A 26,532-nucleotide genomic window follows, 5' to 3' on the forward strand; every position below is an offset into this window, starting at 1 on the left:
GTCAGGCGGAGAACGCGTCGGGGCGGCGTTCGAGCAGCTTGTACAGGGTCTGCTGGATCGTCTCGCGGACCTGGTCGGCCAGGTTGAAGACCACGATCGGGTCGTCGGCGGAGTCGATGTACTCCTCGGTCGGGATCGGCTCGCCGAACTCGATCATCCATTTGCTCGGCAGCGGGATCAGGCCCAGCGGTCCCAGCCACGGGAAGGTCGGGGTGATCGGGAAGTACGGGGCGCCGAGCAGCCGGGCCAGCGGGCGGATGTTGCCGATCTTCGGGTAGATCTCCTCGGCGCCGACGATGGAGACCGGGACGATCGGGGTGCCGGTCCGCACGGCCGCCGACACGAAGCCGCCGCGGCCGAAGCGCTGCAGCTTGTACCGATCGGCGAAGGGCTTGCCGATGCCCTTGAAGCCCTCCGGGAAGACGCCCACCAGCTCCCCGTCCGCGAGCAGCCGCTCGGCGTCGGGGTTGCAGGCCAGGGTGGCGCCGGACTTGCGGGCCACCTCGGACATGAACGGCATGCGGAAGACCAGGTCGGCGCCGAGCAGGCGCAGGTGGCGGCGGGCGTCGGTCTCGTCGTGCACGGCCACCGAGAGCATCAGCGCGTCCAGGGCGACCGTGCCTGAGTGGTTGGCCACGACCAGGGCCGGGCCCTCCTTCGGCACGTGCTCGGTGCCGAAGACCTCGGTGCGGAACCACTGCCGGTACAGCGGCCGCAGCATCGGCAGGAACACCCCGTCGGTGAGGTGCTTGTCGAAGCCGAAGCCGTCGATCTCGTAGTCGCCGGTCAGCCGCTCACGGATGAAGGCCAGCGCGCCGGCGACCCGGTCGTCCCACACATCGGGGAGATCCGGATCAGTCATCGCCACTCTCCAACGCCAGCCTGGCCGCGCGTGTCCGGCGGAAACCCTCGAGCAGGGACTGCTCGACGGAGCGAATCGTATCCGCGGGCAGGAGCTCGCCCCCGCGGCGGCTGCGGACGAACTCGCCGAAGGCCTCGACCGTCGGGCGCGGCGTGAAGCCGAACTCGCGGATCAGCTTCGTGGTGTCCACCACCCGGCCGTGCACGAAGAGGTCGAGCTGGTCGAGCGTGACGCCGGCGCGGCCCAGCCCGGCCAGCGCGTTGAGGCCCGGCTCGAGGATCGGCATGGTCAGCCGGCCGGCTCGCCGTACCGCCTGGGAAAGGGTCAGCGTCCCGGCCCCGGCCACGTTGAAGGTGCCCGGGTGCGCCTCGGTGACCGAGCGCTCGAGCACCTCGAAGGCGTCGTCCACGTGCAGGAACTGCAGCCTCGGGTCGCGGCCGAGCACCGTGGGGACGACCGGCTGGGCGAAGTACCGCGTGAGCCGCGTGTCCACCGCGGAGCCGATGAACGGCGCGAAGCGCAGCACGGTCGCGGCCACGTCGGGCCGGCGGCGGCGGAAGCCGCGGACGTACCCCTCGATGTCGAGCACGTCCTTGGCGAACCCGCCCCGGGGCACCTCGCGCGGCTCGGTGTCCTCGGTGAAGATCGCCGGGTCGCGGAAGGAGGCGCCGTAGGCCGCGGTCGACGAGCGCACGATCAGCTTGGCCAGCCGCGGCGCCTGCTGGCAGGCGGCGAGCAGCTGCATCGTGCCGATGACGTTGAGCTCCTTCATCGCCGCGCGGCCGCCGTGCTGGTCGGTCGCGGTGGCCACGGCGAGGTGCGCCACCGCCTCCACGCGGGCGTCGACCATCACCCGCAGCACCCCGGGGGTGCGCAGGTCCAGTTGGTGCAGGTCGACCTTTTCCCCGGCCGCCGCGAGCACGTCGGCGAACTCCCCGGCGGGCGCCGAGGCGTCGATGGCGATGACGCGGCGGATGCGCGGGTCGGCGGCGAGCCGGGCGGCCAGGTGAGCGCCGAGATATCGGCTCACCCCGGTCACCAGCACGACGCTTGGCGACGCGCTCACGCGACTCCGATCGCGGAAGGACTCATGAACGACCGGGCGGCCCGGCCCCTCGTGAAGGGACCGGCCACCGGATGAACTGCGGGAACGCTACTTGCCGAGACGACGACGCTGGACGCGGGTCTTGCGCAGCAGCTTGCGGTGCTTCTTCTTGGCCATACGCTTGCGGCGCTTCTTGACCACCGAGCCCATACGAGCATCTCCTCGATACAGCGGAGCGCGTGCCATCGCTGGCACGCTGAAGACATGGTTAGCCGTTCAAGGGTAGCCGTACCGCTGCTGGATCGGAAAACGACCCCGCCGCTAGGCGGTCTCACGGAACGCTTCGCGCAGGTATGCATCGACCGCGTGCTCAGGGACCCGGAACGACCTGCCCACGCGCACGGCGGTGAGGTCACCGGCGTGGACGAGACGGTAGACGGTCATCTTGGACACCCGCATGAGGGTGGCCACCTCGGCGACGGTCAGGAACCTGACCTCGCCCAACCGGCCTTCGGTGGTGTGTGGCGTGCTCGACATCGCGACCTCCGACCGGCGTGCTCGCCTCGTTACTCCATCAGCGTGTTACCAGTACGGTAGCGGTACTGCTGTGACTTGCACCCCCGGTTCGTCGGAATCTTTGCCACGAAGTTGATCAGTGGCCCCTGATACTCGATCATTCGGTGCGCAGGGCCACCACGGGATCGAGACGGCCCGCACGCTGGGCAGGCACGACGCCGAATATGATCCCCACCCCCGCGGAGACGCCGAAGGCGAGCGCGAGCGACCACCAGGTGATCGCCGCCGGCACCGGTGACAGGGCCGCGACCACGAGGGCCGCCCCGACCCCGAGCGCCATCCCGATGAAGCCGCCCAGGGTGGTCAGCAGCACCGCCTCGAGCAGGAACTGCACCCCGATGTCGCGCGGCCGGGCGCCGACCGCCTTGCGCAGCCCGATCTCCTTGGTCCGCTCGCGCACGGACACGAGCATGATGTTCGATACCCCGACCCCGCCGACCAGCAGCGAGATGCCCGCGATGGCGGCGAGCACCCCGGTCAGCACGCCCAGGATGTCGCCGAGCACGCCGAGGATCTGCTCCTGCGTCACCGCGCTGAACTGGGTGCCCGGGTGCCGGCGAGTGAGCTCGGCGATGATCCGGGCGGACAGGTCCCCGATCTCGCCCCGGTCGGGCGCCTTGACCGCGATCCCGTCGACCCGATTGGTGCCGAGCAGGCGCTGCGCGGTCGTGATCGGCACATGTACCTCGTTGTCGCGATCGATCCCGAGGCTCTGCCCGAGCGGCTCGAAGACGCCGGCCACCCGGAACCGCACGCCGGCGATGCTCAGCTGCTGGCCGACCGCGTCCCGGTCGCCGAAGAGCTTGCGGGCCACGCCCCAGCCCAGCACGGCGACCCGGCGCTGGGTGTCGACGTCGGAGCGGGTGAGGTACGTGCCGCGGGCCAGGTGGCGCACGAAGACGTTCGGGGTCGTCTCGATGACGCCGTTGACGCTGGCGAAGGTCTGCGCGTTGCCGGCCGCCACGGTCTCGCCCGAGGCGACGGTCACCGCCACCCGGCCGCGATCGCCGACGATCTTCGACACGGCGTCGACGTCGGAGAGGTCCATGCGCGAGACCGACGGCGCCGAGCCGATGTTGACCTCGCCCGGCACCACGATGAGCAGGTTGGAGCCGAGGCCCTCGACCTGCTGCTCGATCTTCTGCTTGGTGCCGGTGCCGATGGCCACGAGCACGACCACCGCGGCCACCCCGATGATCACGCCGAGCATGGTCAGCGTGCTGCGCAGCCGGTTGGCCCGCAGGGCGTCGACGGCGACCCGCCACGCCTCGGCGAGCCTCACGACGCGACCCCCGCGGCCACGCCGTCGGGCCCCTGCCGGGGCACGATCTCGCCGTCGCGCATCACGATCTGCCGGTCGGCCCGCGCGGCCACCTCGCGGTCGTGCGTGACGATCACCAGCGCCACCCCCTGCTCGCGGTTGAGCGCCTCCAGCAGGGCGAGGACGGCCTGGCCGTTCTTGGTGTCGAGGTTGCCCGTCGGCTCGTCGGCCAGCAGCACCTGCGGGTCGGTGACCAGGGCCCGGGCGATGGCCACCCGCTGCTGCTCGCCGCCGGAGAGCTGGTTGGGCCGGTGGTCGAGGCGGTGGCCGAGCCCGACCCGCTCCAGCATCGCCACCGCGCGGCGCCGGCGCTCGCCGGCCCGCATCCCGCGGTACACCAGCGGGAGCCCGACGTTGTCGACCGCGCTCGTGCGGGCGAGCAGGTGGAACGACTGGAAGACGAAGCCGATGGTCTCGTTGCGCAGCCGGGCGAGCTCCCGCGGGTCGAGCCCGGCGACGTCCCGCCCGCCGATCAGCAGCCGGCCGGAGGTGGGCCGGTCGAGGCCGCCGAGCAGGTGCATGAGCGTCGACTTGCCCGACCCGGAGGGCCCGATGATGGCCACGTAGTCGCCCGCGTCGATGGTGAAGCTGACCCCGCGCAGTGCCGGCACGGTGACGCCGTCGAGGGCGTACTCGCGAGTGACCTCCTGAGCGACCAGTGCCGCCGTCACTTCGGCAGGTCCATGCCCTGCTGGACCTTGTCCGTGCCGCGCACCACGAGTTGGTCGCCGTCGGCCACGCCGCTGAGCACCTGGACGCGGTCCTGCCCGGAGACGCCGACGCTGACCGGCTGCTGCACCGCCTTGCCCGCGCGGACCAGCCAGACGACGTCCTTGCCGCCCACGTTGAACACCGCGGCGGCCGGCACCGTGACCGCGTCCCGGATCGAGCGCACCTGCAGGTGGGCCACGGCGTTCATGCCCGGCCGGGGCCTCGGCGCGACCCGCCCGTCGTCGTAGTGGCCGGCCCCGAGCCGCAGCCGCGCCCGGTAGGCCACGCCGCCCCGGGCCGAGGTCGTCGGCAGCACGTCGGCCGAGGTCACGGTGGCCTCGTAGGCGGCCCCCGGTGCAGCGTCGAGCTCCACCCGGGCCGTCACGCCGGGCTCGACCAGCAGCACGTCGGTCTCGTCGACCTCGGCCATCAGCCCGAGCTCCGAGACGTCGACCACGGTCAGGATGGCCGATCCCGCCGAGACCTTTCCTCCGGTGGGTACCGCGGGGTCCACCCCCGGCACGCTGCCACCCGCCGGCGCCGAGGTCGCGGCCGGCGCCTGTCCCCCGCCCGCCGCGCCGATGAGGTCGGTGATCGACGGGGCGCCGGCCGCCGAGGTGCCGCCCAGCTGCACCACCCCGGCCACCGGCGCCCGCAGCGTGAGCTGGTCGACGGTGGAGCGGGCCAGGTCGTAGGCGGACTGTGCCTGCGCCCGCTGGGCCGCGCTCAGCGCCGACATCGCCTGCGAGATGCTCGCCAGCCCGCGCTGGACGCTCTGGATCACGGCCCGCGCCGAGGCGGCCGCCTCCCGGTACGTCCGCTCGGCAAGGTCGATCTGGGTGGCCAGCGTCGTGCGCACCGCGGCGTCGGCGATCTGCCCGGCGGCCGTCCGCGCGTCGGCGAACGCCTTCGCGGCCGCGTCGTCGGTGCGCTTCTGCTGGGCCGAGAGGTTCTTGACCCCGACCCCGCCGCCGCCGGACCTGTTGAGCGCGTCGAGGGCGTCGCCCGCCTCCTTCAGCCGCTGCTGGGCCGAGGGCGAGTCGACGACGGCCAGCACCTGGCCGGCCGCGACGGTGTCGCCCGGCTTGACGCTGAGCGTGGCCAGCGTGCCGTCGGCCGCCGCGGTGAGCGTGGCGGCGGCGCGGGCGGTGACGGTGGCCGGCGCGTCGACGACCTCGACGACGTCGGCGCGCCCGGCGGTGCCCAGCCCGATGCCGCTGTCGTGGCCGCTGCAGGAGGCGCCGGTGAGCGACACGAGAATGACGAGGGCCACGGCCGCGGTTCGCGAGGGGGCGCGATGCACGCTGACAAGTTTAGATACGCCTTCGCGTCACCCCTGCCCCGCCGGTTCGACGGGCATTGATCTTGCGAAAAGTCGGGCGCTGGCGCGCCACGACTTTTCGGATATTTCTCCCGACGGGGTATATGAGCGATAGGCCCGGAGTTCCCGGCCTATCGCAGTTGCACCAATCAGACGTGCGCCCGCACGGCCTTCGCGCACTCCGCCTGGATGTCGTCCCAGCTCACGCCGAAGGCCTTGGGCGCGGCGTCGCCCAGCGCCACGCCCTGACGCACGGCGTAGCCGAAGAAGTCGAGCAGCCGGTCCTCGCCGTAGCGCTCGGCCAGGTGCTGCAGGGACAGGTAGGCCACGCCGTAGCGGCCGCTGACGTCGGTCGTGGTGGCACCGTCCGGCGGGTCGTCGAGGGCGATGGTGCCGTCCCAGCGCCCGCTGCGCGCGTAGGAGCGCACGTCGGCCATGCCGTCGAAGGGCTTGTTGCCGGCGCCTTTCATGCGGACGTACTCCGCGACGCCCTCGACCAGCCACCAGGTGTGCGGGTAGGCCTTCTCGACCCCGTCCAGCGTCACGACGTGCGTGAACTCGTGGCGCAGCACGTCGAGCGCCTGCCTGGTGTCGATCCGCGCGGCGTTGACGACGATCTCGGTCGCGCTCGCGTTCAGCGGCATCGCGAAGCCGGCCACCCAGGCCGCCTGGTTGATGCCGTACCAGGACGCCCACTCGTCCGGCCCGGCCAGGTAGACCACGTACCGCGACGGCGGAGACCCCCAGCGGGCGAACTTGTCGGTCAGCACGGCGGCCTTCTCCGCGGTGGCCAGCATCGAGGAGAGACGGGAGGCGTACTTCGCGGTCGTCGACATCACCACCCGCGAGCCGACGGCCGTGTGCAGCTCGCTGGCCTCCCACGGCCGCGGCCCGAGCGCCTTGGCCGTGCCGAAGGCCAGCATCGTGACCGCCTTGCCGGAGACGTTCCAGCGGGTGTCCGCCTCCAGGCCCATCGGCTCGCAGGCCTGGACCACGAAGCAGTACTGCACGGCCACGATCGCCGACGCGGTGCCCCCGGCCTCGGTCCGGACCTTGCCCTTGACCGTCGGCTGCCAGACCTTGACCTGCAGCTGGCGCAGCGAGCCGAAGCGGCGGGCGAGGTCGTCGCGCAGCGCGGGTGCGGACGGGTCGACGGCGGCCAGGAAGCCGTCCTGGTCGTCCGCCAGCAGCGCCGCCGCCTGGTCGGCGAGGGCCTGACGGATCCTGCCGTCGACGGTGGTCGGGGCCGGCCGATGGGTCCCGCCGGGGGCGGGCGAGCGGCCGGCGGGCGCACCGGGACCGACGTCCCGGTCCCGGCCGGCGGGCAGCTCCTGGGCGGCGACGGTGACGCCGCCCTCCTCGCGGACCGTGGTGTACGCGACGGCGGCCGCCGGCGCGAACAGCAGGAAGGCCAGGACGCCGAACAGGGCCGCGCGCAGCGTCGTGGTGCGCCGCGGGGCGGGGGGCTGTTCGAGGTACCGCCGCGGGGCAGAGGGCTGTTCGGGGTACCGCCGCGGGGCAGAGGGCTGCTCGGGGTACTGCCGCGGGGCGGGGGGCTGCTCGGGGTACCGCCGCGCAATGAAGGGCGGCGAGGCCTGCTCGTCGGACTCGGGCCCGCGCGGCCGGGGAAGCGCCGGGTAGGTCGCGGTGTCGTCGGTTGCGCCCGCGTGCCGCCGTCCGTCCCCTTCCATCACCGCCGGACCGTACGTGACCCGGTCAAGGCGCCGCGTCGCCCGTACGGACGAGAACGGACGGGATGAGCGGTCCGGGTCGTTTCCTCCCGCCGGCCCCCGGCGTTGCTAAGCGCGCGAGCGCAGGGCCCTGGCCAGGAAGCCGACGTTCGCCGGGCGCTCGGCCAGGCGGCGCATCATGTAGGCGTACCACTGGGTGCCGTACGGCAGGTAGACCCGCACGGTGTAGCCCGCTTGGGCGAGGCGCAGCTGCTCCTCGGGGCGCACGCCGTGGAGCATCTGGAACTCGAACTCGTCGGGGCTGCGCTCGAACCACTTGGCTCGGTCCTCGCCGATGGCCACCAGGCGCGGGTCGTGGGTGGCGATCATCGGGTAGCCCGTGCCGGACATCAGCACGTTGAGGCAGCGCACGTAGGACTTGTCGACGTCCAGGCGGCCCTGGTACGCCACCGACTCGGGCTCCCTGTAGGCGCCCTTGCACAGCCGCACCCGGGACCCCTCGACGGCCAGCTCGCGGCAGTCGGCCTCGGTGCGGCGCAGGTAGGCCTGCAGGACCGCGCCCGTCGTCGGGAACTCCCCGCGCAGCCGGCCCAGCACGTCCAGCGTCGAGTCGGTGGTGGTGTGGTCCTCGGCGTCCAGCGTCACGGTGGTGCCCGCCTCGGAGGCCTTGGCGCAGATCGCGCGGACGTTCTCGTACGCGAGCTTTTCGTCGAAGACCTGCCCGAGCGCGGAGAGCTTCACGCTCACCTCGGCGGCGGGGGTCAGCTCGGCCGCGTGCAGGGCGTCGAGCAGCTTGATGTACTCGTCGCGGGTCGCCTCGGCCTGTTCGGGATTGGTGGTGTCCTCCCCCAGGTAGTCGATGGTGACGGCCAGGCCGTCGGCGGCCAGCTCGCGGGTGCGCTGTAGCGCGTCCTCCGCGTGCTCCCCGGCGATGAAGCGACGCACGATACTGCGGCTGACCGGGGCGGTTTCGACGAGCCGCTCGACCCTGTGGGAGCGGGCGGCGGCGAGGATGACCGATCTGAGCATGTGCCGAGCGTAGACAGAACCGGAGACGTCCGGTGACGCCTGGTCGCCACTGTGGCATTTCTTGACTACCTTGGTCGGGTGGACTTCGACGCGTATGCGCGGACCGCCGTCGACATCGTCAACGCGCCGCTCGAAAGCATGCAGGACCTCGTCGCACTCTTCGGCGAGGACAGTTGGCAGACCGCGGAGGGCACGGAACGCGATCTGATCGCCTTCCGGCGCGCCCGCAAGCGGCTCCGGGAGGTCTTCGAGCACGGCTCGTCCGGCCGCGACGTGGCCGCGGTCGCCGAGCTCAACGCGCTGCTCGAGGCGTATCCCATGCAGCCGCGCATCTCCGGCCACGACACCCACGACTGGCACATGCACGTGACCGGTCGCGGCTCGTCGGTCAGCTCGGAGCTGCTCGCCGGAGCCGCCTGGGGCCTGGCCGTGTGGCTCTGCGAGCACGGGAGCACCCGCTTCGGCGTCTGCGCCGATGATCGCTGCGGCAACGTGTACCTGGACACCTCGTCCAACTGTTGCCGCCGCTTCTGCTCGGAGCGCTGCGCCACCCGTTCGCACGTGGCCGCCCACCGGGCGCGCAAGCGTGCCTCACTCGCCCCTGCGGCGGTCGCCGACCTCCCGGTCGATGACTCCGATCGGGCGGTCGTCACGGCGTAACTGCCGGAAAACCACACGGACGCTGCTAGTTTCGGCATATCTTGCGTCATGTGGTTCGCTTTACCGCGCGTCCGATAAATCGGACACGCGGGGTTGGGCGATGCGGTGCCGGCCTTCGTTGGGCCGGCCCCCGACACCGGGTACGTCACCGGATCACAACGCCCTACGAAGGAGAAACAGCACCATGGCCCAGGGAACCGTGAAGTGGTTCAACGCTGAGAAGGGCTTCGGCTTCATCAGCGTCGACGGCGGCAACGACGTCTTCGTCCACTTCTCCGCGATCGTCGCGGATGGCTATCGCAGCCTCGACGAGAACCAGCGCGTCGAATTCGAGATCAAGCAGGGTCCCAAGGGCCCCCAGGCCGAGTCCGTACGCAGGATCTGACATCGACTTCTTCGGCCCCGGCTCGTGGACGCACCTCCGCGGACCGGGGCCGCATGCTTCGGCGTGCCTGCCCGCGGCCCCGGGCTGCACCTGTGCACGGCTCGACGCCGCACTTGCGTGCGGATCGGACCACGCATCGGGGCCGCAACCCTTCGGCGGCCTGTCCGCGCTTGCGACGCGCGGCTCGACACCGCGCTTGCGTGCGGCTTGGACCCATTCCCCCACGCCGGCCCTTCAAAGCCCGCCTCGCCAGCGGCTTCGGGCAATACCCCCGCGGCTTGAATGCTCTTCTCCCTTGCCGGGCGCGCGCCTTCGCACAGCTGGAAGCCGCACCTCCCGCGGCTGCGCTTCCCCCGCAGGTTGAGTCCCGCGCTTCCCAGCACCTTCCGGCGCAGTTTTGCGCGATGTGCGAAACTGCCTGTTTCAGATATTTCGCCTGTCGGGGTATAAGTCGGATAAGTCGTGGCGCGCCAGCGCCCGACTTATCGGTACAAAGCCGCACGAGCGCGGAGCAGGACGCCGCGCCAGCACCGACATCGGCACGAAGCCGCGCGAGCGCGGGGCAGGAACAGGTCAGGCGACCGGGGACGGCGTGGCCAGGTGCTGGCGGGCGAAGCGCAGGGACTCGGCCAGGTCGGCCTCCCGCTCGGCCCGGCTGCCAGCCTTCCGCGTGCCCACCTCCACCGCCACGGAGCCGGTGAAGCCCCGGGCGTCCAGCGAGGCCAGCAGCTTGGCGCAGGGCTGGGTGCCCCGCCCCGGCACCAGGTGCTCGTCGCGCCCCTTGCCCGTGCCGTCGCCCAGGTGGACGTGGGCCAGGTTGCCGGCCATGGTGTCGGCCAGGGCGATGGCGTCCATGCGAGATGCGGCGCAGTGCGACAGGTCGAGGGTGTAGGCGTCGAAGCCGGTCTCGGTGGGATCCCAGCCCGGCGCATACGGGACGAACTCGCGGCCCACGCCGCGCAGCGGGAACATGTTCTCCACGGCGAAGCGGATGGCGGGGAACTGCCGGCCCAGGCGCAGGAGGCCGGACTGGAAGGTCCGGGCGTACTCGCGCTGCCAGGCGAACGGCGGGTGCACGACCACCGTCGTGGCGCCGAGCGTGTCGGCGAGCTCGGCCGCGCGCCGGAGGCGCTCCCACGGGTCGGGGCTCCACACGCGCTGCGTCACCATGAGGCATGGCGCGTGCACGGAGAGCACCGGCACGTCGTAGTGGCGGGAGAGGCCGACCAGCGCGCCGGAGTCCTGGCTCACGGCGTCGGACCACACCATGACCTCGACGCCGTCGTAGCCGAGCGCGGCGGCCATCTCGAAGCCGGCCGCGGTCGGCTCCGGGAAAACCGAGGAGGTGGACAACAGGACCGGAACTTGACGACTCACACCACCAGGCTAGCCCGGCCCAGGTAGCGTCTCCTGTCGATCAACGCGACTCCAACACTTCCAAACGGCGAAGAATCACTCCTTCGCGCAGGGCCCAGGGGCAGACCTGCACCTCGTCGATGCCCAGCATCCGCATGGTCGCGTCGGCCACGACGGCGCCAGCGAGGATCTGGTGGGCGCGGCCCGGGCTGACGCCGTCGATCTCGGCCAGGCCGGCCGACGGGATGCGCCGGATGAAGGAGAGCACCTGGTGGAGGCCGGTGCGGGTGAGCCGGCGCGGTGCCCGCGGGCCGGCGCCGGAGGGGGCCGCGCCGGCGAGGCGGGCCAGGGTGCGGAAGGTCTTCGAGGTGGCGACCGGGCGGTCCCAGCCGCTCTTGAGCAGGCGCTCGGCCGTGCGGGCCACCTCGGCCTCGGCGTACTCGCGCAAAGCCTCGACGGAGGCCGCGCTCGGCGGGTCGCCGCTGAGGCGTTCGCGGGTCAGGCGGCCGACTCCCAGCGGTACCGACAGCGCCACATCCGGCTCCTCGTCGATCCCGGCCGCCAGCTCGAGGGATCCGCCGCCGATGTCCATCACGAGCAGGCGCCCGGCCGACCAGCCGAACCATCGGCGCACGGCCAGGAACGTCAGGATTGCCTCGGCCTCGCCGGAGAGCACCTGCAGGTCGACGCCGGTCTCCTCGCGGACCCGCTTGAGCACGCGGGACGAGTTCCGGGCGTCGCGCACGGCCGAGGTGGCGAAGGCGAGCAGGTCGTCGGCCTCCAGCCGCTCGGCGGCGGCGTGGGCCTGGGCGACGGCGGCGACCAGGCTGTCGGCGCCGGCCTTGGTCAGGTTGCCGTCCCGGCCGATGCGCTCGGCCAGGCGCAGCTCCGCCTTCTGGGAGTGGGCCGGCCACGGGTGCGCGCCGTGGTGCGCGTCCACCACCAGCAAATGAACGGTGTTGGAGCCTACATCGAGCACGCCGAGTCGCATGCGTAAACCGTAACGGCGAGGGCGTAGCCTTGGTCGAATGAACATCCACGTCGAGGTTGAAGTCGATGAGGTTGAAGTCGATGAGGCAGATGACCCGCGCAGCCTCGAGGTCGACCTGGACTTCCCGCGCGAGTGGCTCGAGTTCGCCGATCCGGCCGACGAGGACCACCTGATCCGGGCCGACCTGACGTGGCTGTTGTCCAACTGGACCTGTGTCTACGGGCGCGGGTGCCACGGGATCATCGAGGGGCGGGCCGAAGAGGGCTGCTGCTCGCACGGCGCCTTCTTCACCGACGACGACGACCAGCAGCGCGTGCGCGCCGCGGTCAAGAAGCTGACGCCGGAGCACTGGCAGTACTATCGCCGGGGTTTCAAGCGGTGGACCGAGAACGACACCGTCGACGGCAAGAGCCAGGCGTTGCGCACGGCCACCCGGCCCGGTGGGGGCTGCGTGTTCCAGAACGACCCCGGCTTCCCCGGCGGGGGCGGCTGCGCGCTGCACGGGCAGGCACTGCGCGACGGCGTGCATCCGCTGGAGTACAAGCCGGACGTGTGCTGGCAGCTGCCCGTGCGCCGGGAGCAGGACTGGCGCAAGCGCCCCGACGGCACCAAGGTGCTGGTCTCCACGCTCGGCGAGTTCGACCGGCGCGGCTGGGGCGAGGGCGGGCACGACCTGCACTGGTGGTGCACCTCGTCGCCGGAGGCGCACGTCGGGGACAAGCGGATGTACCAGGAGTACGAGCCGGAGCTGACCGAGCTGATCGGCAAGGCGGCCTACGCCCGGCTGGCCGAGCTGTGCGCCGCCCGGGCCGCCCAGGGCCTGGTCGCCCCGCACCCCGCCACCACCGCGGCGCTAAAGCTCATCCCCATCCGGCCCGTCTGATCGCGACTGCGAGCGGCGGGCCCGGGCGACGAGGGAGTAGCCCACCGCCGTCAGCGACAGGCCGATCAGGATGCTCGGCAGGAGATCCGGCCAGCCGTGCTTGGCGACCGCCGTGTAGGTCGAGCTGACCGTCAGCAGCAGGCCGACGACCATCAGAAGCATGCCGGCCGGGCCGGTGTTGAAGTTGCGCACCAGCCAACACGCTACGGCAGCCGGGCGGGTCGTGCGGCAGGACTTCTCAAGTCTCGCCCGGGCGAGCCGAAGGTGCGGGCGTGACCAGCCTGCCCGCGATCAACGCCCTGGTCGACGTGGTGCTGATGGACGGCGAGGCCTATCAGTCCCGGGTCGAGGATGTCAGCGGCAAGCGCCTGACCGTGGCCGCGCCCTTCGGCGTGAGCTCCGCGGACGCGCCCAAGGTCGGCGCGTCGATGGAGCTGGCCTGGGTGGCGGGCGACCGGCGGCAGGCGGTCGACGTGAAGCTCGTCGGCCTGGGCCGCGAGCAGCCGCCGCGCTGGCTGCTGGAGACGGACGGGTCGATCCGGCTGCAGACCCGGCGCAACTACGTGCGCGGCGGGGGCGGCGAGCGGGTCGAGGTCACGATGGGCGGCACCACGTACTCGGGCCGGGTCATCGACCTCTCCGAGGGCGGCGTGCGCTGCCGGATGGTCGAGGACCGCTTCGACCGCGACGACCGGGTGGAGGTGCGGGTCTCGCTCGAACAGCAGGTGATCACGCTGCACGGTTGCGTGCTGTTTGTCCGCCGTGACCCGGAGAACACCACCTATGACGTGATCATCACGTACGAGACGAGCGAGCTCATCGGGCGCGCGATTCGCGGTTACGTCCTGCGCCGTGAGATGGAGGAGCGCAGGCGCAACCGCGAATCGGTCGCCAATGCCGGCTGAGGCTCGAGGTTTACGGCTCGAACTTGTAGCCCAGGCCGCGGACCGTGACGATGTACCGCGGCGCCGAGGGCTCCGGCTCGATCTTCGAGCGCAGCCGCTTGACGTGCACGTCGAGGGTCTTGGTGTCGCCCACGTAGTCGGCGCCCCACACGCGGTCGATGAGCTGGCCGCGGGTCAGCACCCGGCCCGCGTTGCGCAGCAGCAGCTCGAGCAGCTCGAATTCCTTGAGCGGCAGCTGTACGGCATCCCCCGCCACGGTCACCACGTGCCGGTCGACGTCCATGCGGACCGGGCCGGCCGACAGCGTCGGCGGGGCCAGCTCGCCGACCGTGTCGACCTGGCGGCGCAGCACCGCGCGGATCCGGGCGACCAGCTCGCGCGGCGAGTACGGCTTGGTGACGTAGTCGTCGGCGCCGATCTCCAGGCCGACCACCTTGTCGATCTCGCTGTCCCGCGCGGTGATCATGATGATCGGCACGTTGGACTTCTGCCGCATCTGCCGGCACACCTCGGTGCCGGACATCTCGGGCAGCATGAGGTCGAGCAGGACGATGTCCGCGCCCGTGCGGTCGAACTCGGTCAAGGCCTCGGTGCCGGTCGCGGCGATGGAGACCTCGAAGCCCTCGCGACGGAGCATGTACGACAACGGGTCCGAGATCGACTCTTCGTCCTCGACCACGAGTACGCGCGCCAACGTGCTGTCCTTTCGTAGCTGCCGGGGAGCCGCACTGCGCTGCGAACCGCGGGGTGGAGATTGCTGTTGCATAACGATCATGGGGCCCCTCCGATCTCAACTGACGGCGGTAGCGCCAACGCGGCCTCCGTCGGACGCGAGGGCAGCCGCAACGTGAACGTCGAGCCAACTCCTACCGTGCTGGTCACCGTCACGCGACCGCCGTGGTTGGTCGAGATGTGCTTGACGATCGCGAGGCCCAGCCCGGTGCCGCCGGTGGCCCGGGAACGGGCGCGGTCCGCGCGGTAGAACCGCTCGAAGATGCGGTCGATGTCGCGCGGCTCGATGCCGATGCCCTGGTCGGCCACGGCGATCTCGACGTACCCGTTGTCCTCGCTGGTGGTGACCGTGACCGCCGTGCGCTCCGGGGAGTACGCGATGGCGTTCTCCACCAGGTTGGACACCGCCGTCACCAGCTGGTTCTCGTTGCCGTACACGGTCAGGCCGCGCACGCCCTGGAAGCGCAGCTCGATCTCCTTGGCCGAGGCGGGGGTCTTGGCCCGGTCGAGCACCTCGGCGGTGATCTTGTCGACGTCGACCGGCTCCGGCTCGGGCAGCGGCTCCGCGCCCTGCAGCCGGGAGAGCTCGAGCAGCTCGGAGACGAGCCGGCCGAGCCGCGTCGACTCGTGCTTGATGCGCTCGGCGAACCGGATCGCGGCGGCCGGGTCCTTGTCGGTGGCGTCCAGTAGGGCCTCGGCCAGCAGCTGCAGCGCGCCGACCGGCGTCTTGAGCTCGTGGCTGACGTTGGCGACGAAGTCTCGGCGCACCCGCGCCACCCGGTGGGCCTCGGTCACGTCGGCCGCCTCGATCGCCACCCGGCCGGAGTCGAGCGCGACCGCGCGGACGTTGACGCCGAGTGGTTCGCCGTGGGTCAGGCGGGGCAGGTCCAGCTCGACGACCCGGGTGATGCCCGTGCGCCGCACCTGGCCGGCGAGGGTCCGCACGATCGTGTGCGCCTCCTCGGTCACCGCCACGCCGCCGGCCTGCCGCTGGCGGACGAGGCCCATCTCCCGCGCGGCCGCGTTGGCCAGCACGGGCTTGTCGAGCTCGTCGAGCACGAGCACGCCGACCTGCAGCGCGTCGAGAACCTCGGTCATCGCCGGACCTTCGGCCTTCGACTGCCGGAACTTCCAATCCACGCTCCGATCGTAGGAGACCGGTTAGCGCATCCAGCGCGCACGGAGGTACGAATCGGGCTCAAGACGTCCAGTGTTCACCCTGGTGGCGGCCACTGTTCATCGGCATGGGCCGCTAAGGGCCCTACGGTGACGTACACAACGATTGGAGCATTATGCGCGACGAATACCGGTCAGACCTGCTGCAGGTCAACAAGCTGCTGGTGTGGATGGCCGACGCGGTCCGCTCGGCCATGAACCGGGCCACCAACGCCCTGCTCAACGCCGACCAGACCGATGCCGAGGAGGTCATCGCCCGCGACGCCGAGGTCAACGCCCTGTACCGGCTGGTCGAGGACAAGGTGTACGACCTGTGCGCCCGGCAGGCCCCGGTCGCCTCCGACCTGCGGCTGGTGCTGACCGCCCTGCACCTGGCGGCCGACCTGGAGCGGATGGGCGACCTGGCCGACCACGTGGCCAAGACGGCGCTGCGCCGCCACCCGGCTCACGCCGTGCCGGAGCCGCTGGTCGCCACGTTCGAGCAGATGGGCACGGTGGCCGACCGCATCGCCGGCAAGATCTCCAGCGCCATCTCCAACCTGGACGTGGTCGCCGCCGCCCAGCTCGAGCGGGACGACGACGCCATGGACAAGCTGCACAACGACCTGTTCGGGATCATGTTCGGCCCGAAGTGGACCGAGGACACCGAGGCCGCCGTCGACTCGGCGCTGCTCGGGCGCTTCTACGAGCGCTACGCCGACCACGCGGTCAACGCCGGCCGGCACGTCGTGTTCCTCGTCACGGGCGAGTCGCTGGACTCCCGCCCGGCCCAGTAACGCTTCGGGGGAGGGGCCGCCGGCCCCTCCCCCGCATGCGAACCGTTGTTCCTTGTGACGGTTACTTGCGACCCTGGTTGGCCACGGCCTCGGCGGCCTCCTTGGCCGCCTGCGGGTCGAGGTACGTGCCGCCGGCCGTGATCGGCTTGAGGTCGGCGTCGAGGTCGTAGCGCAGCGGGATGCCCGTCGGGATGTTGAGCTTGGCGATCGCCTCGTCGGAGATGCCGTCGAGGTGCTTCACCAGCGCCCGCAGCGAGTTGCCGTGCGCGGCGACCAGAACCGTCTTGCCGTTGCGCAGCTGCGGGACGATCTGGTCGTACCAGTACGGCAGCATCCGCGCCACGACGTCCTTGAGGCACTCGGTCTTCGGGCGCAGCTCCGGGGGCAGCGCCGCGTAGCGCGCGTCGCCCGCCTGCGACCACTCGTCGTCGTCGGCGATGGCCGGCGGGGGCGTGTCGTAGGAGCGGCGCCAGAGCATGAACTGCTCCTCGCCGAACTCGTCCAGCGTCTGCTTCTTGTTCTTGCCCTGCAGGGCGCCGTAGTGGCGCTCGTTGAGCCGCCAGGTGCGCTGGACCGGAATCCAGTGGCGGTCGGCCGTGTGCAGGGCGATCTCGCTGGTACGGATGGCACGGCGCAGCACTGACGTGTGCACCACATCCGGCAGGAGACCGGACTCACGGATCAGCTCGCCGCCCCGACGGGCCTCGGCCTCTCCTTGGGCGCTGAGGTCCACGTCGACCCAGCCGGTGAACAGGTTCTTGGCGTTCCACTCGCTCTCACCGTGCCGCAAGAGCACCAGTGTCCCGACTTCGCTCATGAACTCATCCTCCCGTACCGAATCCCTTCGACATCACACGGCCCTGGTGTAAGGATGCGAAACCGTGTCGGACATTACGATGCCGAGAGCTGGGCCGGCGGCAACACCGTGCTTCGGTTGGGCCGCAACCGGCGGATAGGAACCGCGTCCGCTGCCGAAAACGAGCTGGATAAGATCCAACTGTAAGGCTGCTTAACTAAAAAGGACGGTTCTTCGTGCGCAACTGGTACCGAGCCACGATCGGGGGCCTCCCCGGGCTCTACTGGTACCTCTGGTCCGGCATGCTCATCAACCGCGTGGGCGGTTTCGTCGCGCTGGTCTTCTCCCTCTACCTGACGTCCGACCGCCACCTGACCCTGTCGATCGCCGGCCTGGTGGGCGGCGTCTACGGCATCGGCGGCATCGCCGGCGTCCTGCTCGGCGGCGTGCTGGCCGACCGCTGGGGCCGCCGCCCGACGCTGCTGCTGGCACACTTCGGCGCCGTCGTGGCGCTGACCGGCCTGGCCCTGGCCGAGCCGATCTGGCTCATCGCCGCGCTGGCCGCCCTGCTCGGCCTGATGCACTCGATGCCGGGCCCGGCGTTCGTGGCCGCCATCGTCGACGTGACCCCGGCCACCGACCGCAGCCGCGCCTTCAACCTGCAGTTCTGGGCGTTCAACCTCGGCATGGCGGTGGCCTCGGTACTGGCCGGATCCCTCGCCGAGGTGAGCTTCACGCTGCTCTTCGCCGTAGACGCGAGCGCGACGCTCGTCACGGCCGTGCTCATCCTGTGGAAGATCCCGGAAACCCGCCCCGCCACGCGTACGGCCACGGCCTCGGCCAAGCCTTCCGGCGGCCTGCACACGGCGCTGACCGACCGCGCCTACATGCTCTTCGTGGCCCTGTCGCTGCTGCTGGCGATCCTGTCCATGCAGACCTCGACCATCCTGCCGCTGTCGATCACCGCCGACGGGCTGCGGCCGTCCGTCTACGGCTCGGTCGTCGCGTACGCCGCCCTGCTCATCGTCGTCGGCCAGCTCTTCGTACCGCGCCTGATCGACCGCTGGCGCAAGGGCACCGCGCTCGCCGTCGCCAACGTCTTCCTCGGCCTGGGCTTCGCCGCCGTCTCACTGGCCGACGGCGTGACCGGCTACCTGGCCGCGGCCACCATCTGGACGGTCGGCTCGATGATCGCCGCGCCGCCGAACGCCGCCGTCATCGCCGAGCTCTCGCCGGAGGCGCTGCGGGGGCGGTACCAGAGCGTGTTCTACCTGACCTTCCCGGCCGCGAGCTTCATCGCGCCGGCCGCGGGCGGGGCCAGCCTGCAGTACCTCGGCGACTGGCACTGGATCATCTGCGGCGCCCTGGGCCTGCTGGCCGCGGCGGGCCACCTGCTGATCCAGCCGGCTCGCGAGCGCCGGGTGGCCAAGCAACTGGAGGCGGAAAGGTTTGCCGTGCCAGTGGCTGGGTAGTGGCGGCCCTCCAGCACTGGAGGAGGCGGCAGTTGGACGGCTTGTCGGCGACCCTGGAGGCCACGCGCCCGGACACGGTGGTCATCCGCCTGGCCGGTGAGCTCGACCTGGCCACCCGGGAGCAGGTGACCGAGGCCGTGCGCGCCGTGCTCCCCGCCTTCCACCCTGACGCCCTGGTCCTGGACCTCGACCAGGTCACGCTGCTGGACTCGGCGGGGATCGGCGCGCTCGTGAGCTGCTGGAAACTGGCCAACGGGGCCGGCTGCACCCTGCGCCTGCGCAATCCCCGCCCGCTGGCCTACGCCCAGCTGGAACTCACCGGCCTGCTGGACGTCTTCGCCCTGCGACGGTAGTTCGGGCGACCCGGCCGGGATCGGCGCGCTCGTGAGCCGCTGGCCAACGGGGCCGCTCACTGGACGTCTTCGCCCCACGGCGGCGATTTGGGCGAAATGTCGGGTGCTGGCGCGCCACGACATTTCTGACTTTCCTCCGGCGGACGTATAAGTCAGATAAGGGTGACCGTCAATAGGTTGAGGCGAAGGCGGCGGTCGGTGTGGCGGCGGAGTTTGCCGAACCCGTCGACCCGCGTCGCCGGTCAGGCCTGGCCGGGCAGCACTCTTGAACCGTCAATCACTCAGCGTCGCGATGGGCCTCGTGCCGGCGATCGCGGTCTGCGGTATGAGCGTGCACCATTTGACATTGTCGTTACCGTTCGGGGCGGTGATTCTGGTCGGGCTCGGGGATAATTAATGGCATGGGGCAGCTGTCATTCTTCAGTCGCACGGAATTGGCTGCCATGCGTGACCGCACCAGGTCTCGGCGGTATTGTCCGGCAAGGGAGCAGTTCCGTCGGGAACATGAGCGGCATCGAGCGTGGGGCCTTGCTCAGCGGCACGCCGAGAAGCTACGCCGCATCCACGGTGGCGTCCCGCCGGTGACCGCGGCCAACGATCGGCGGGACCGGCCCGACCCGGCCCCCGCGTCGGCCCCGCCGACGCTACCGCCCGAACAGGCCGAACACCTCGCCGACCGGGTCGCCGCCGACCACACCGATCCCGCACCGCCGGACCTCAAGGACGGCGCCGCAGCGTCCGGGCGCGCCCGCACGGGCCGTCGTACACCAACACCACCGCCACCGTCACACCGGCCCGCCAGTGCGGCAACGCGTCGCACAATCGGCCGCCATCCGCGTACATCGGCAACATATCGCAGCCGGTTCTTGCATCTGCCACGTCCGGCCGGCTGCCAATTCCGCCGAAGCCTGCGAAAGGTCGAGCACCATCCCAACGCGCCACCGGCAGAGCATTGCAGCAAATACGCACTCATCGGCAGTGCAGAACGCCAAGCCACTGCACTGCCAGCCACTCACTGTCACGAACGCCTCCACGCTGGTCAGAGGCAGCGGGTGGCGGTTCTGCCATCCCATCGGTCGTCGGTGCGAGCACAGCCGACGAGGTAACGGAAGGTGACGAACGCAGCTGCGAGGTCGTGGTAGAAGCCGATGATGGAGACGCGGCGGTCGGTGTGGCGGCGGAGTTCGCCGAAGTCGTTCATCCACGCGTGGCTGGCTTCCACGACCCAGCGCCGGCCGGTCTGGATCGGGGCGGGTTTCCCGCGCCGGGCGATCCGTCCGCGCCAGCCGCGCCCGGCGAGCAGGCCCCGGGTTGGTGCCCAGTCGCAGCCAGCGTCAAGGTGGACAGTGACCCGGCCGGGCCAGCGACCGCCGAACTGCGCGTCAGCCGCCTTGAAGATCTGGAAGAACACCACCCGATCCGGAACCCGCCGACGGTGACAACCAAGCGGATGCATCGGATCGAAGTCACCCCAAACGGGCAGCAACACGGCGAACTGCACCCAGACCGCCTCGTGCAACCACAATGGAATCCCGGGCACGGACAACCCCAAACCGGACACGGAGCGTAGACAACTCCCATGCCCCGACCGAGGCCGTGCCCACTTTCGTCATCTATGCCCGAAACACCCCGAGTCCACCCTATTGACGGTCACCCTAAGTCGCGGCGCGCCAGCGCCCGACTTATCGGGTTCGCCCCGATTCAGAGGGTGCCGTCGTACTTGGCGGCGTTGGGGGCGGTCGCGTCGGAGCGCAGGCGGGAGCGGGCGGCCGCGTCGCCGTACAGGCTGTAGCGGAACAGGTCGAGCATCGTCTTCGAGACCGCCGTGGCGGCCGGCGTGGCGCCCCACAGCGAGGCGCCGTGGTCGCCGCCGAGGAGGGTCAGGAAGCCCTTCGGCCACGTGCAGCCGTCGTAGAGGGACTTTCCGCTGCCGTACGGCACGGTGGTGTCCGCGTCGCCGTGGATGAACAGCACCGGGGTGGCCGCGCCGGTGAACTTGCCGCCCATGGAGCCGCCCGAGACGATGACGGCGCCCTTCAGCCGGGCGTCGCGGGTCGAGCCCGAGAGCAGGCCGGCGGTGGTGTAGCCGCCCGCGGAGTGGCCGGCGGCGCCGACGTGGGCGGTGTCGATCCGGCCGGCGAGGGCCGAGCCGGACTGGGTGTCCTGCCGCAGGACCTCGGTGATGACGGTGGAGGCGTCGGCCGGCTGGTTGGCCATGTCGTTCTGGTTGAACGGGTCGGCCTTATCGTTGGTGAACGGGTACGCCGGGGCGGCCACGACGAAGCCGGCGGCGGCGATCTTCTGGGTCACGCCGGCATAGCCCTCCGGCGAGCCGTGCAGGCCGTGGCTCCACAGGACCAGGGGGAAGCGGCCGGAGGACTTCGGGTACCAGACCACGGTGCGCAGCGTCCGCCCCGCCCGCGTGAACGTGAACTGCGCGCTCGCCACCGCGAACGTCTGGGTCGGCGCCTTGCCCGAGGACGCGGCGGCGGCCGAGGTCTTGGCGGCGGTGGGCGATGCGGTCGCGCCGGCCGCGGCGAGGGCGCCGGCACCGCCGTCGTCCGCGGGGGACGCCGAAGACGCGGAGGACGGCGACGAGGAATCGAGGGCTTCGGGGGAACCATTTGCGGCCTTGTCGCCACAGGCGGCGATCGACGTCAGCAGAATGGCAGCGGCGAAGAGACGCGCAACGCGCATGCGAGGAAATTACGGCCATCGCGCGGGATACGTCTTTACGGCCGGCTTAAGTTTCGCGGCGGCCTACTTCGCGATCAGCGAGCTGCTGGCCAACTCCGTCAGGCACGGCCACGCCGAGCACGCAAAACTCGTACCGGCGGCAGCGGGTGACGTGCACCCCCAGTCCACGACACCCGCTCTGTGCCGCCGGTTGCAGTGACGCGCCCCGCCCGGACACGTCACCGCGAGTGGGCCTCTCGGCCCGGAACACCCCCGTCGCTCCCCAACTTCAGGAATCGCCGGATCCGTAAATGACGGTACGCGGCGGCCGATTACCTCGCCAAGTGAACGGGCTGTCGCCTCGCTCACACACTTGAAACAATTGAAATCAATCGAAATGTTTGGCCTTCGGCCACAGCTCAGCCCAGGTCTGCCTGCGGTCGCGGCAGACGAAGACGCGAGCTGTTTGCTCTTCGTTGTCGACGCCGTAACGGTTGTCGAGCCTCGCCTTGGCCTCGCACGAGCCGAAGGCCGAGCTGCCGACCGGGCCGTCACCCTCGGTAACCCACACGACGACCGTCGCCGACTCGGGCGGCGGGCCGAAGTACCACAGCTCGTTCTGTCCACTGTAGACATCGGGCAGGCCGAGCGGCTTGCCGTAGCGGTCCAGCGCGCCGGCCTCGCCGTAGTTGCCCGTGAACAGGATCGCGTGCGGCTTGTCCTCGGCCGGCAGGGCGTCGTACACCTCCTTGACCTGAGCCACATAGCGCGGCCAGCCGATCTCGTCGGCGATGCCGATGTTGATGGCGGGGATCGGGGTCTTGCCGATCACGTCGATCGGCAGCACCGGCAGGGAGGTGAGCACCGCCACGCCGCAGTTGACCACCGCCGCCGCCACGAGCAGGCCACGCCTCGCCCGGCTCCCGGCGACCCAGCGCGCGGCCGGCACAGCGCCGATGGCGAAGAGGGCGGCCAGGAGGCCGAGGCTGTAGTACGGCTGGCCGGCGACGACGAAGAGCAGCACGATCATCAGCGGGTACGCGACGGCGAACGCGCGGACCGGGCGCAGCTCCGGCCGGCGCAGCAACGTCACGATCCCGGCGACCCAGACCGGGACGAAGAACGGGCCAAGCCACAGCAGCTGCAGGGGCAGCAGCGTGATGCGCGCCTCGTCGCCCTTGTTCTGGGCCAGGGCGTGCGCCATGGACAGCTGCGGGAAGTCGTTGGCGATCTGGTACAGCAGGTTGGGCAGGCCGACGACGACCGCGATCCCCGCGCCGGCCCACAGCCACTTCGAGGCCAGCACGCGCCGGGGCCCGACGAGCAGCAGCCCGGCGCCGAACGTGGCCAGGAGCAGGATCACCAGGTGCTTGTTGTAGAGCGCGATGCCGGCGATCAGCCCGGCCAGCATGAAGTACCGCGGAAGATCGCTCAGCAGCGCGCGCATCAGGCACCAGATGACCAGCAGCCACATGACGAGGTCGGGCCCCGCGGTGATGGTGATGTGCGCGGCCGTCAACGGGAAGGTGGTCAGCACCCCGGCCGCGGCGAGGGTCTGCGCGAACCGGCCGCCGCCGGCCTCCCGGGCGATCAGGGCCAGCAGCACGGCGGCCGCGGCGAGGAAGACCAGCCCGGGGATGCGGATCGCCCAGACGGTGTCGCCGAACACGGCGATGCAGGCCCGGACCATGAGCGGGGTGAACGGCGGCTGGTCGACGTAGCCCCACTTCGGGTGCGCGCCGACCATGCGGAAGTACAGCTCGTCGCGGTGGTAGTCGTACCGGTCGATGGTGAGCAGCAGCGCCAGGGCGGCCCCGCCGGCAACGGCGCCGACGGGCTTCCACGCGAGTGGGGATCGCTCGATCACACCCGCGAATGTAACTAGGCCTGTCGATTCACGAACTCGGTGAACGCCCTGAGATTGTCCAGGGGCTCGCCGCGCTTGACCCGCCACTCCCACTCGCGGCGGATCGCCGAGCCGAAGCCGATCTCGAGCATCGGGTCGAAACTCTCGTCGGCGTACGTCAGGACGGCCCCCAGCAGCCGGTCGAGCTCGTCCTCGGTCACCGCGTGCAGGGGCAGCCGGCCGACGAGGTACACGTCGCCGTTGGCGTCGACGCTGAAGGCGACGCCGTACATGCGGGCGTTGCGCTGTAGCAGCCACTCCCACAGCGCCTCGCGGTTCTCGTCGGGGTGGCGCATGACGAAGGCCTCGATGCGCAGCGCGTGCTCGCCGACGATGAGGTTGCAGTTGGTCTTCTGCTTGTGGGTGCCCGGCAGGGTCACCACGTAGGAGTGCTCGCCGGTGGTGTCCCACGCGATCTCGCGCTCGGCCGCGACCCGCTCGATGAGCGCCGAGATCTCCGCTCGCCTGCTCATGACGTCACCTCCGCTGCGCTCCGGCGCCGCCCTGAGCCAAACCTGTGTTCATGGTTCGCGGCCCCTCCGCCAGGTCTGGCTCGACGAGGCTCCGCGGCAGTCGACCCAGACCAGGCGCCGCAACGCTGCGGACCGCTCATGCCGTCACCTCCGCTGCGCTCCGGCGCTGGCGTGAGCCAACCCTGTGCTGATTGTTCGCGGCCCCTCCGCTTCGCTCCGGACCGCTCATGCGGCCACCGCTTGGCGGTGGTACTCCAGCGCGTCGCGGTAGGCGGCGAGCAGGCCGCTGGCCGTGTGGGCCCAGGAGAACTCGCGGGCGTGCCGCACCGCGCCGAGCGAGAGGGCGGCCCGCCGGGCCGGCTCGGCCAGCAGCGGGCCGAGCACCGCGGCCCAGTCGGCCGGGCGGTGGGTGTCGACCAGCATCCCGGACACACCGTCGCGCACCGCGGTGACCAGGCCACCGACGGAGGCCGCCACGACCGGCGTGCCGCACGCCTGCGCCTCGATGGCGACCAGCCCGAACGACTCGTTGTAGCTGGGCACGGCGACGAGGTCCGCCGCCCGGAACAGCTCGGCCAGCGACTCGCGGGACTGCGGCGGCAGGAACCGCACGATGTCGGCGATGCCGAGGCCGCGGGCCAGGTCCATGAGCGCGGTCGGCCGGTCCAGGCCGGAGCCGCTGGGGCCGCCGCAGATCACCACCAGCAGCTTCGGGTCGCGGGCGTGCAGCTCGGCGGCGGCCCGCAGCAGGATGTCCGGGGCCTTGAGCGGCTGGATGCGGCCGGCGAAGGCGACGATGTGCGCGTCGGCGGGCAGGCCGAAGTGCTCCCGGGCGGCGCGCTTGCGGTGCGGCCGAGGGGCGAACCGCTCGAGATCGACGCCAGGCGGGACGACGCTCACCTTGCGGGGCTCCGCGGAGTACAGGTCGATGAGCTCCTCGGCCTCGGCGGGCGTGTTCGCCACCAGGCCGTCGGCCGCGGCCACCACCTGCTCCTCGCCGATCACCCGGGCGATCGGCTCGGGCTTGTCCCCGTCGGCCAGCAGCTGGTTCTTGACCTTGGCCAGGGTGTGCGCGGTGTGCACCAGCGGCACCCCCCAGCGGTCCTTGGCCAGCCAGCCGACCTGGCCGGAGAGCCAGTAGTGGGAATGGACCAGGTCGTACCAGCCGGACGGGCGGGCCGCCTCCGCACGCAGCACGCCGCCGGTGAACGCGCACAGCTGCGCCGGCAGGTCCTCCTTGGCCAGCCCCTCGAACGGCCCGGCGATCACGTGCCGGACCAGCACGCCGGGCGCCATCTCGACCTGCGGGGGAAGTTCGCTGTTGGTGGCCCGGGTGAAAATCTCCACCTCGACGCCGGCCCGGGCCAGCCGCTCGGCCACCTCGACGATGTACACGTTCATGCCGCCGGCGTCGCCGGTGCCCGGCTGGTCCAGCGGTGAGGTGTGCACCGAGAGCGTGGCGACGCGCCTGGGAAGGGAACGGCGGGACGGAGGGGTATGGCCATGCAGCGAGTCAACCCGCGCCACGTCCTGCTCCTGTCTGTTGTCGACTTGTCTGTTGCCGACTGGTTACATCCTTCCAACCGTCCATGTTCCCTCGCGGGCGGGCGTCTACCCACCGTTGCGTTGGTCACTGCGTTCCGGCCAACTTCGTGCAGGATGGCCACATGTCTACTCGTATCGCCGTGGTCACCGGCGCCTCCAGCGGCATCGGCGCCGCGACCGCCCGCCGGCTGGACGCCGAGGGCTTCCACGTGGTCGCCGTCGCCCGCCGCGAGGATCGGCTGCATGACCTGGTCGGCTCGCTCACCTCGGCGACCGCCGTGGTGGCCGACATCACCTCCGACGCCTCGGTCGCCGCCATGGCCGACGCCCTGGCCCACACCGTGTCGTCCCTCGACGGCTCGCTCGAGCTGCTCGTCAACAACGCCGGTGGGGCCGTCGGCGCCGACCCGGTCGAGCAGGCCGACCTGGCCGGCTGGCAGTGGATGTTCGACGTCAACGTGCTCGGCACCGTGCGGGTCACCAAGGCGCTGCTGCCGCTGCTGGAGCGCTCCGGTCGCGGTACGGTCGTGGTGATGAGCTCCACCGCGGGGCTCATCGTCTACGAGGGCGGCGGCGGGTACGCGGCAGCCAAGCACGCCCAGACCGCCGTGGCCGAGACACTGCGCCTGGAGCTCAGCGGCCGCCCGATCCGCGTCGTGGAGATCGACCCCGGCATGGTGCGCACCGACGAGTTCTCCCTCAACCGCTTCGGGGGCGACGCCGAGAAGGCGGCCGCGGTGTACGCCGGCGTGGCCGAGCCGCTCATCGCCGAGGACATCGCCGACTGCATCGCCTGGACGGCGACCCGCCCGCACCACGTCAACATCGACCGGCTCGTGGTGCGCCCGCTCGCCCAGGCCGCGCAGCACAAGGTGCACCGGGTCCTCTGAG

General features: G+C 71.2%; 27 protein-coding genes and 1 pseudogene. 8 read left to right on the forward strand and 20 right to left on the reverse strand.

Annotated features, from left to right (window positions below):
* Window position 1: 1 nt before the first annotated feature.
* From AB0M46_RS03360 to AB0M46_RS03400, 9 genes are all read right to left on the reverse strand, one after another.
* Window positions 2–862 (reverse strand): lysophospholipid acyltransferase family protein, encoded by an 861-nt coding sequence (locus tag AB0M46_RS03360; RefSeq protein ID WP_363332629.1) that lies wholly within the window; start codon window positions 860–862, stop codon window positions 2–4.
* A complete protein-coding gene (locus AB0M46_RS03365; protein ID WP_363332630.1) occupies window positions 855–1,928 on the reverse strand; it encodes an NAD-dependent epimerase/dehydratase family protein in 1,074 nt (357 codons plus the stop codon). Before AB0M46_RS03365 ends, AB0M46_RS03360 begins: the two co-directional genes overlap by 8 nt.
* 87 nt (window positions 1,929–2,015) lie before the next feature.
* The gene (locus AB0M46_RS03370; protein WP_007465623.1) at window positions 2,016–2,117 is read right to left on the reverse strand and encodes an AURKAIP1/COX24 domain-containing protein; all 102 of its coding nucleotides are present in this window, start codon (window positions 2,115–2,117) and stop codon (window positions 2,016–2,018) included.
* Between the two features lie 111 nt (window positions 2,118–2,228).
* A complete protein-coding gene (locus AB0M46_RS03375) occupies window positions 2,229–2,444 on the reverse strand; it encodes a helix-turn-helix domain-containing protein (protein ID WP_033363444.1) in 216 nt (71 codons plus the stop codon).
* 136 nt (window positions 2,445–2,580) lie between these two features.
* Window positions 2,581–3,765, reverse strand: a complete 1,185-nt coding sequence (locus AB0M46_RS03380) for an ABC transporter permease (RefSeq protein ID WP_363332633.1) — start codon at window positions 3,763–3,765, stop codon at window positions 2,581–2,583.
* Window positions 3,762–4,475 carry an ABC transporter ATP-binding protein gene (locus tag AB0M46_RS03385; protein ID WP_363332634.1) on the reverse strand — a complete coding sequence of 238 codons (714 nt, stop codon included), beginning with the start codon at window positions 4,473–4,475 and terminating at the stop codon, window positions 3,762–3,764. Before AB0M46_RS03385 ends, AB0M46_RS03380 begins: the two co-directional genes overlap by 4 nt.
* Window positions 4,472–5,818 (reverse strand): HlyD family efflux transporter periplasmic adaptor subunit, encoded by a 1,347-nt coding sequence (locus AB0M46_RS03390; protein ID WP_363332635.1) that lies wholly within the window; start codon window positions 5,816–5,818, stop codon window positions 4,472–4,474. Before AB0M46_RS03390 ends, AB0M46_RS03385 begins: the two co-directional genes overlap by 4 nt.
* Window positions 5,819–5,985: 167 nt before the next feature.
* The gene (locus tag AB0M46_RS03395) at window positions 5,986–7,527 is read right to left on the reverse strand and encodes a basic secretory protein-like protein (protein WP_363332708.1); all 1,542 of its coding nucleotides are present in this window, start codon (window positions 7,525–7,527) and stop codon (window positions 5,986–5,988) included.
* A gap of 108 nt (window positions 7,528–7,635) precedes the next feature.
* Window positions 7,636–8,556 carry a proline dehydrogenase family protein gene (locus tag AB0M46_RS03400; protein WP_363332636.1) on the reverse strand — a complete coding sequence of 307 codons (921 nt, stop codon included), beginning with the start codon at window positions 8,554–8,556 and terminating at the stop codon, window positions 7,636–7,638.
* Between the two features lie 78 nt (window positions 8,557–8,634).
* Here AB0M46_RS03400 and AB0M46_RS03405 point away from each other — a divergent pair, with 78 nt between their 5' ends.
* Both AB0M46_RS03405 and AB0M46_RS03410 read left to right on the forward strand, forming a co-directional pair.
* On the forward strand, window positions 8,635–9,216 hold the full coding sequence (locus tag AB0M46_RS03405) for a CGNR zinc finger domain-containing protein (RefSeq protein WP_363332637.1): 582 nt from the start codon (window positions 8,635–8,637) through the stop codon (window positions 9,214–9,216).
* A gap of 184 nt (window positions 9,217–9,400) precedes the next feature.
* Window positions 9,401–9,601, forward strand: a complete 201-nt coding sequence (locus AB0M46_RS03410) for a cold-shock protein (protein ID WP_363332638.1) — start codon at window positions 9,401–9,403, stop codon at window positions 9,599–9,601.
* A 573-nt stretch (window positions 9,602–10,174) separates the two neighbouring features.
* On the opposite strand, the gene AB0M46_RS03415 is transcribed toward AB0M46_RS03410, so the two are convergent.
* Both AB0M46_RS03415 and AB0M46_RS03420 read right to left on the reverse strand, forming a co-directional pair.
* Window positions 10,175–10,978 (reverse strand): sugar phosphate isomerase/epimerase, encoded by an 804-nt coding sequence (locus AB0M46_RS03415; protein WP_363332639.1) that lies wholly within the window; start codon window positions 10,976–10,978, stop codon window positions 10,175–10,177.
* A gap of 40 nt (window positions 10,979–11,018) precedes the next feature.
* Window positions 11,019–11,948, reverse strand: coding sequence for a Ppx/GppA phosphatase family protein (locus tag AB0M46_RS03420; protein ID WP_363332640.1), 930 nt, complete (start codon window positions 11,946–11,948; stop codon window positions 11,019–11,021).
* A 37-nt stretch (window positions 11,949–11,985) separates the two neighbouring features.
* Between AB0M46_RS03420 and AB0M46_RS03425 the strand changes: the two genes are divergently transcribed.
* Window positions 11,986–12,831, forward strand: coding sequence for a hypothetical protein (locus AB0M46_RS03425; RefSeq protein WP_363332641.1), 846 nt, complete (start codon window positions 11,986–11,988; stop codon window positions 12,829–12,831).
* On the opposite strand, the gene AB0M46_RS03430 is transcribed toward AB0M46_RS03425, so the two are convergent.
* A complete protein-coding gene (locus AB0M46_RS03430; RefSeq protein WP_363332642.1) occupies window positions 12,802–13,023 on the reverse strand; it encodes a hypothetical protein in 222 nt (73 codons plus the stop codon). The genes AB0M46_RS03425 and AB0M46_RS03430 overlap by 30 nt on opposite strands.
* 80 nt (window positions 13,024–13,103) lie before the next feature.
* On the opposite strand from AB0M46_RS03430, the gene AB0M46_RS03435 reads away from it, so the two are divergent.
* Window positions 13,104–13,736 (forward strand): PilZ domain-containing protein, encoded by a 633-nt coding sequence (locus AB0M46_RS03435; RefSeq protein WP_363332643.1) that lies wholly within the window; start codon window positions 13,104–13,106, stop codon window positions 13,734–13,736.
* Between the two features lie 10 nt (window positions 13,737–13,746).
* Here AB0M46_RS03435 and AB0M46_RS03440 read toward each other — a convergent pair whose 3' ends face one another.
* Together AB0M46_RS03440 and AB0M46_RS03445 are read right to left on the reverse strand one after the other, a co-directional pair.
* Window positions 13,747–14,430 carry a response regulator transcription factor gene (locus tag AB0M46_RS03440; RefSeq protein WP_363332644.1) on the reverse strand — a complete coding sequence of 228 codons (684 nt, stop codon included), beginning with the start codon at window positions 14,428–14,430 and terminating at the stop codon, window positions 13,747–13,749.
* Window positions 14,431–14,507: 77 nt separating this feature from the next.
* A pseudogene (locus tag AB0M46_RS03445) lies at window positions 14,508–15,554 on the reverse strand (ATP-binding protein); the annotation flags it as partial.
* 206 nt (window positions 15,555–15,760) lie between these two features.
* Here AB0M46_RS03445 and phoU point away from each other — a divergent pair.
* The gene (gene phoU / locus AB0M46_RS03450; RefSeq protein ID WP_363332645.1) at window positions 15,761–16,420 is read left to right on the forward strand and encodes a phosphate signaling complex protein PhoU; all 660 of its coding nucleotides are present in this window, start codon (window positions 15,761–15,763) and stop codon (window positions 16,418–16,420) included.
* Window positions 16,421–16,481: 61 nt separating this feature from the next.
* On the opposite strand, the gene AB0M46_RS03455 is transcribed toward phoU, so the two are convergent.
* Window positions 16,482–17,237, reverse strand: a complete 756-nt coding sequence (locus AB0M46_RS03455; RefSeq protein WP_363332646.1) for a phosphoglyceromutase — start codon at window positions 17,235–17,237, stop codon at window positions 16,482–16,484.
* 215 nt (window positions 17,238–17,452) lie between these two features.
* Here AB0M46_RS03455 and AB0M46_RS03460 point away from each other — a divergent pair, with 215 nt between their 5' ends.
* Both AB0M46_RS03460 and AB0M46_RS03465 read left to right on the forward strand, forming a co-directional pair.
* Window positions 17,453–18,688, forward strand: coding sequence for an MFS transporter (locus AB0M46_RS03460; protein ID WP_363332647.1), 1,236 nt, complete (start codon window positions 17,453–17,455; stop codon window positions 18,686–18,688).
* Between the two features lie 32 nt (window positions 18,689–18,720).
* Complete coding sequence (locus AB0M46_RS03465) at window positions 18,721–19,041, forward strand: STAS domain-containing protein (protein ID WP_363332648.1); 321 nt, start codon at window positions 18,721–18,723, stop codon at window positions 19,039–19,041.
* 1,039 nt (window positions 19,042–20,080) lie between these two features.
* Here AB0M46_RS03465 and AB0M46_RS03470 read toward each other — a convergent pair.
* From AB0M46_RS03470 to mshA, 5 genes are all read right to left on the reverse strand, one after another.
* Window positions 20,081–20,581 (reverse strand): hypothetical protein, encoded by a 501-nt coding sequence (locus tag AB0M46_RS03470; RefSeq protein WP_363332709.1) that lies wholly within the window; start codon window positions 20,579–20,581, stop codon window positions 20,081–20,083.
* A 161-nt stretch (window positions 20,582–20,742) separates the two neighbouring features.
* Complete coding sequence (locus tag AB0M46_RS03475; RefSeq protein WP_363332649.1) at window positions 20,743–21,738, reverse strand: dienelactone hydrolase family protein; 996 nt, start codon at window positions 21,736–21,738, stop codon at window positions 20,743–20,745.
* A 367-nt stretch (window positions 21,739–22,105) separates the two neighbouring features.
* Window positions 22,106–23,584: a glycosyltransferase family 39 protein gene (locus tag AB0M46_RS03480; protein ID WP_363332650.1), complete on the reverse strand. Its 1,479-nt coding sequence runs from the start codon at window positions 23,582–23,584 to the stop codon at window positions 22,106–22,108.
* 14 nt (window positions 23,585–23,598) lie between these two features.
* Window positions 23,599–24,096: a YbjN domain-containing protein gene (locus tag AB0M46_RS03485; RefSeq protein WP_363332651.1), complete on the reverse strand. Its 498-nt coding sequence runs from the start codon at window positions 24,094–24,096 to the stop codon at window positions 23,599–23,601.
* Between the two features lie 225 nt (window positions 24,097–24,321).
* Window positions 24,322–25,623, reverse strand: a complete 1,302-nt coding sequence (mshA, locus tag AB0M46_RS03490) for a D-inositol-3-phosphate glycosyltransferase (protein ID WP_363332652.1) — start codon at window positions 25,621–25,623, stop codon at window positions 24,322–24,324.
* 140 nt (window positions 25,624–25,763) lie between these two features.
* On the opposite strand from mshA, the gene AB0M46_RS03495 reads away from it, so the two are divergent.
* Window positions 25,764–26,531, forward strand: coding sequence for an SDR family oxidoreductase (locus tag AB0M46_RS03495; protein ID WP_363332653.1), 768 nt, complete (start codon window positions 25,764–25,766; stop codon window positions 26,529–26,531).
* Window position 26,532: the final 1 nt, after the last annotated feature.

The sequence above is a fragment of the Dactylosporangium sp. NPDC051485 genome (genome assembly GCF_040682015.1).
In the GTDB taxonomy this organism is placed as follows: Bacteria; Actinomycetota; Actinomycetes; order Mycobacteriales; family Micromonosporaceae; genus Dactylosporangium.